The following is a 5,104-nucleotide window of genomic DNA, read 5'->3' on the forward strand; positions in this document are numbered from 1 at the left end:
GGCCGGCGGTTACGCTCCGCCCCCGACCGGCGCCGCTCATCGCCGGGGCCTGTTCACCAAGGGCGACCGGGTGCAGCTGACCGATCCCAAGGGGCGCCGGCACACCGTCGTCCTCGAACCGGGCAGGCAGTTTCACACCCACCGGGGAGCCGTCGAGCATGACGCCCTGCTCGGCCGGCCGGAGGGGATCGTCGTCACCAGCACGGGTGGCACCGACTACCTGGCGCTGCGCCCGCTGCTCGTCGACTTCGTGCTGTCCATGCCGCGCGGGGCGACCGTGGTGTACCCCAAGGATGCGGCGCAGATCGTCACCTATGCGGACATCTTCCCGGGCGCCCGGGTGCTGGAGGCCGGCGTCGGGTCCGGGGCGCTGTCGTGCTCGCTGCTGCGTGCCATCGGCGACTCCGGGCGTCTGGTCTCCTACGAGCGGCGCGCGGACTTCGCCGAGATTGCCCGGCGCAACATCGAGGCGTTCTTCGGCGGCCCGCATCCCGCCCACACCGTGCTGGTCGGGGACCTGGCCGAGACAACCGAGCGTGACGTCGACCGGGCCGTCCTCGACATGCTCGCGCCCTGGGAGGTCGTTGACGCCGTCAGCGCGGCGCTGGTGCCCGGCGGGGTGGTCTGTGCCTACGTCGCTACCACCACCCAGCTTTCCCGGATCGTCGAGACGCTACGGGCGCACGGCACGTTCACGGAGCCCGCGGCGTGGGAGTCGATGATGCGGGACTGGCATGTCGAGGGTCTGGCCGTGCGGCCCGGTCACCGCATGGTCGGCCACACCGGTTTCCTGGTGACCGCGCGGCGCCTCGCCGAGGGGGTCACTCCTCCGGTGCGCCGCCGCCGGCCGGCGAAAGGCGCGCCGATCGGCCTCGACCCCGCCCTCGAGCCCGGGTCTGTCCTCGAGCCCGGGTCCGAGCCCAGCTCTGAGACCGGGTCCGAGACCGACCGGTCCCGGGATGCCGACCCAGGGTCGGCGACGATCCAGCCGATGTGACGTATCCCATGGGGTCCCAGGGGGCAGGCCATTCCCATGGGGTTCCATGGGGCAGGCCGTGGTCGCGAGTGTGCCGGCCGGGCGGGCCAGTCGTCAGCCGACGGGCCCGCCGGCCTCCAGCGTGCCGTCGCGTTCCACGTAGATGCACGTCCCTGGGCACTCGTCGGCCGCGTCGACCACCGCGTCGACGAGCGGCAGCGGCACCGGGACGTAGGCGCCGGGCTGCATCTGCAGCTCGCCCGCGCTGTCCTTGACGTAGGCCAGACCGTCGACGTCGAACTCGAAGACGGCGGGAGCGAGCTGCACGCACAGACCGTCGCCGGTGCAGGCATCTTGGTCGACCCTTACCCGCAGGTCTGCCGAAACGCCCGGCTTCGCTGGAGTTGCCACAGGGCTCCGATCTTCTGTCAGCATGGCACCGTAACCCGCTGTTTACGGCAAAGCTGGATCGTCCTTGCCCGACCGGCCTGCCAGCGGCGGTCACAACGGTAGTGTGGGTGCGTCCCGGTCAGCACGGGGGAGGTGGAGGCGCAGTGTCCGGTCCCCGTTCGGGCTCTGGCTCCGGTGGGAGCACGGGTCGTCCAGGTGATGCCGAATCACGGCGGTCGGCGTACGAGAAGGAAACACACGAGCTCACGACGCAGGTCGCCTTCCTGGAAGAGGAAGTGACCATGCTGCGGTGTAGGTTGTCCGAATCGCCCAGGCAGCTCAGGGTGCTGGAGGAACGGCTCGCGGAGATCCAGGCGGAGTTGTCGGCTGTCACGGGACAGAACGACAGGCTCGTCGCGACCCTCCGCGAGGCGCGAGACCAGATCGTCACCCTGAAGGAGGAGGTCGACAGGCTCGCGCAGCCGCCCAGCGGCTACGGGATCTTTGTCTCCTCCTACGACGACGGCACCGTCGACGTGTTCACTCAGGGCAGAAAGCTCCGGGTGACCGTGTCGCCGAGCGTCAACATCAGTGATCTCTTGCCCGGCCAGGAGGTCATGCTCAACGAGGCGCTGAACGTGGTCGAGACGCGCGCGTTCGAGCGGCAGGGTGAGATCGTCCTACTCAAAGAGGTCCTCGAGGGCGGGGACCGGGCGCTGGTGCTCGGTCACACCGACGAGGAGCGGGTGGTCATGCTGGCCCAGCCGCTGCTCGACGGACCGATCCGGTCCGGGGACTCGTTGTTGATCGAATCCCGTTCCGGCTACGCCTTCGAGCGGATTCCCAAGTCCGAGGTCGAGGAGCTCGTCCTCGAAGAGGTTCCCGACATCGGCTACGAACAGATCGGCGGCCTGAAGAGCCAGATCGAGTCGATCCGGGACTCGGTCGAGCTGCCGTTTCTGTACAAGGAGCTCTACCGGGAGCATCAGCTCAAGCCACCGAAGGGTGTGCTGCTCTACGGCCCGCCCGGCTGCGGCAAGACGCTGATCGCCAAGGCGGTCGCCAATTCGCTGGCCAAGAAGGTCGAGGCGAAGACCGGCCAGGGCACCGGTCGGGCGTTTTTTCTGAACATCAAGGGTCCCGAGCTGCTCAACAAGTTCGTCGGCGAGACCGAGCGGCAGATCCGGCTGGTGTTCCAGCGGGCGCGCGAGAAGGCGTCCGAGGGGATGCCGGTGATCGTGTTCTTCGACGAGATGGACTCGATCTTCCGGACCCGTGGCTCGGGGGTGTCCTCGGACGTGGAGAACACGATCGTCCCGCAGCTGCTCAGCGAGATCGACGGCGTCGAGCAGCTTGAGAACGTCATCGTGATCGGCGCGTCCAACCGCGAGGACATGATTGATCCGGCGATCCTGCGGCCGGGTCGGCTCGACGTGAAGATCAAGGTGGAGCGGCCCGACGCCGAGGCGGCTCGGGACATCTTCGCCAAGTACGTCGTGCCGGAGCTGCCGCTCTACCCGGATGACCTGGCCGAGTTCGGCGGTAACCGGGAGGCGACCGTTCAGGCCATGATCCAGCGCGTGGTCGAGCGGATGTACGCGGAGAGCGAGGAGAACCGCTTCCTCGAGGTGACCTACGCCAACGGCGACAAGGAGGTCCTGTACTTCAAGGACTTCAACTCCGGTGCGATGATCGAGAACATCGTCGCCCGGGCCAAGAAGATGGCGGTCAAGGAGCACATCGAGGGCGGGCAGAAGGGGCTGCGCATGCAGTACCTGCTCGCCGCCTGCATGGACGAGTTCAAGGAGAACGAGGACCTCCCGAACACGACCAACCCGGACGACTGGGCCCGGATCTCCGGCAAGAAGGGTGAGCGGATCGTCTACATCCGCACGCTTGTCACCGGAACGAAGGGTACCGAGGCCGGCCGTTCGATCGACACGATCGCGAACACCGGCCAGTATCTGTAACGGTCGCAGTACCTGTAACGGCCGGTACCTGTAAGGGGCTCGGGTCCCGCCCGACGGCGGGACCCGAGCCATCGCCGTGGGCCCCGGGGCCCACGGCGTTGCTCTGGGCATTGCGGCACTGGCACCCCTGGGTGTATCCTCCCGCCCGCATCCTTGGTGAACGCCGGTCGGTCGGACTACCGTGCCGCCACCGAATTCTGACGATAGGCGTGGCAGCGGACGTGTCATCCCGAGCGGCCCAGAGCAAACAAGGCAGACGTCCGGCCAACCGACCGCCCGTGCAGCACCTACGCTTGCAGAGTGAGCGCGCGCCGGATCATGGGGATCGAGACCGAGTACGGCGTATCGGTGCCCGGTCAGCCGAACACCAATCAGATGTTGGCCTCGTCGTTGGTGGTGAACTCGTATGCCAGTCGAACGTCGGCGTCGGGCAGCCGCGCCCGGTGGGACTTCGAGGAGGAGTCACCGCTGCGCGACGCCCGGGGCTTCGAACTGCCCCGCGAGCCGGCGGTCGATCCGAGCGCCCCGGCCAACGAGGACGATCTCGGCCTGGCCAACGTCATCCTGACCAGCGGGGCGCGGCTCTATGTCGATCATGCGCACCCGGAGTTCTCCTCGCCCGAGGTCACCAACCCTCGCGACGTCGTGCTGTGGGACAAGGCCGGGGAGCGGGTGATGGCCGAGGCCGCCCGCCGGGCGTTGTCTGTGCCCGGCTCCAAGCCGGTCTACCTCTACAAGAACAACACCGACAACAAGGGCGTCTCGTACGGATGCCATGAGAACTACCTGATGGCACGGTCGACGCCTTTCGGGGAGATCGTCCGCAACCTCACCCCGTTCTTCGTCTCCCGTCAGGTCGTCTGCGGGGCCGGGCGGGTCGGGATCGGCATCGACGGCCGGGAGCCGGGGTTCCAGATCAGCCAGCGGGCCGACTTCTTCGAGGTCGAGGTGGGGCTCGAGACCACGCTGAAGCGGCCCATCATCAACACCCGGGACGAGCCGCACGCCGACCCGGAGAAGTACCGCAGGCTGCACGTCATCATCGGCGACGCGAACATGAGCGAGGTCGCCACCTACCTGAAGGTGGGAACGACCTCCCTGGTCCTCGCGATGATCGAGGACGGCTGGTTCACCGCGGACCTGTCGGTGGACGGGCCCGTGGCGGCGCTGCGGGCGATCTCGCACGATCCGTCCCTCAAGCATCTGGTGACTCTGCGCGACGGTCGTCGGATGACCGCGGTGCAACTGCAGATGGAGTACTTCGAGCAGGCCCGCAAGTACGTCGAGGACCGGTTCGGTGCCGACGTCGACGGCCAGACCGCCGACATGCTCTCCCGCTGGGAGTCGATCCTCGGCCGCCTCGAGGTCGACCCGATGAGCTGCGTCCGCGAGCTCGACTGGGTCGCGAAGCTGTCGATTCTGGAGGGCTACCGGTCGCGGGACGGCCTGGCCTGGGACTCGCCGCGGCTGGAGCTCGTCGACCTGCAGTACCACGACGTCCGTCCGGACAAGGGCCTCTACAACCGCCTGGTGGCCCGGGGCCGGTTCGATCTCGTCGTCAGCGAGGAGGAGGTCACCCGGGCGATGACCGAGCCTCCCGAGGACACCCGCGCCTTCTTCCGGGGCCGCTGCCTCGCGCTCTACCCGCAGCAGGTCGCCGCCGCGTCCTGGGACGCGGTCATCTTCGACATCGGTCGGGACTCGTTGCAGCGGGTGCCGACGCTGGAGCCGCTGCGCGGCACGAAGGCGCACGTGGGCGAGCTGCTCA

The 5,104-nt window shown here is 68.2% G+C and carries 4 protein-coding genes; 3 read left to right on the forward strand and 1 reads right to left on the reverse strand.

The features are described 5' to 3' along the window. On the forward strand, positions 1-997 hold a 997-nt coding region (locus ACY45C_RS10875), incomplete at its 5' end, for a tRNA (adenine-N1)-methyltransferase (protein ID WP_462187496.1). Positions 998-1,090: 93 nt separating this feature from the next. On the opposite strand, the gene ACY45C_RS10880 is transcribed toward ACY45C_RS10875, so the two are convergent. Continuing rightward, entirely contained in the window at positions 1,091-1,411 is a 321-nt protein-coding gene (locus ACY45C_RS10880) for a ferredoxin (RefSeq protein ID WP_462187497.1), read from the reverse strand. Positions 1,412-1,530: 119 nt separating this feature from the next. On the opposite strand from ACY45C_RS10880, the gene arc reads away from it, so the two are divergent. Then, positions 1,531-3,336 (forward strand): proteasome ATPase, encoded by a 1,806-nt coding sequence (gene arc, locus ACY45C_RS10885; RefSeq protein WP_462187498.1) that lies wholly within the window; start codon positions 1,531-1,533, stop codon positions 3,334-3,336. 300 nt (positions 3,337-3,636) lie between these two features. Then, positions 3,637-5,104, forward strand: a 1,468-nt coding sequence (gene dop, locus ACY45C_RS10890) for a depupylase/deamidase Dop (protein ID WP_462187499.1), incomplete at its 3' end; no start/stop codon positions are given.

The sequence above is a fragment of the Frankia sp. CcWB2 genome (assembly GCF_977927585.1).

Excerpts from the sequence above, each read along its gene's own strand:
- ACY45C_RS10880 (WP_462187497.1), bottom strand. The coding sequence starts at position 1,411 with ATGCTGACAGAAGATCGGAGCCCTGTGGCAACTCCAGCGAAGCCGGGC.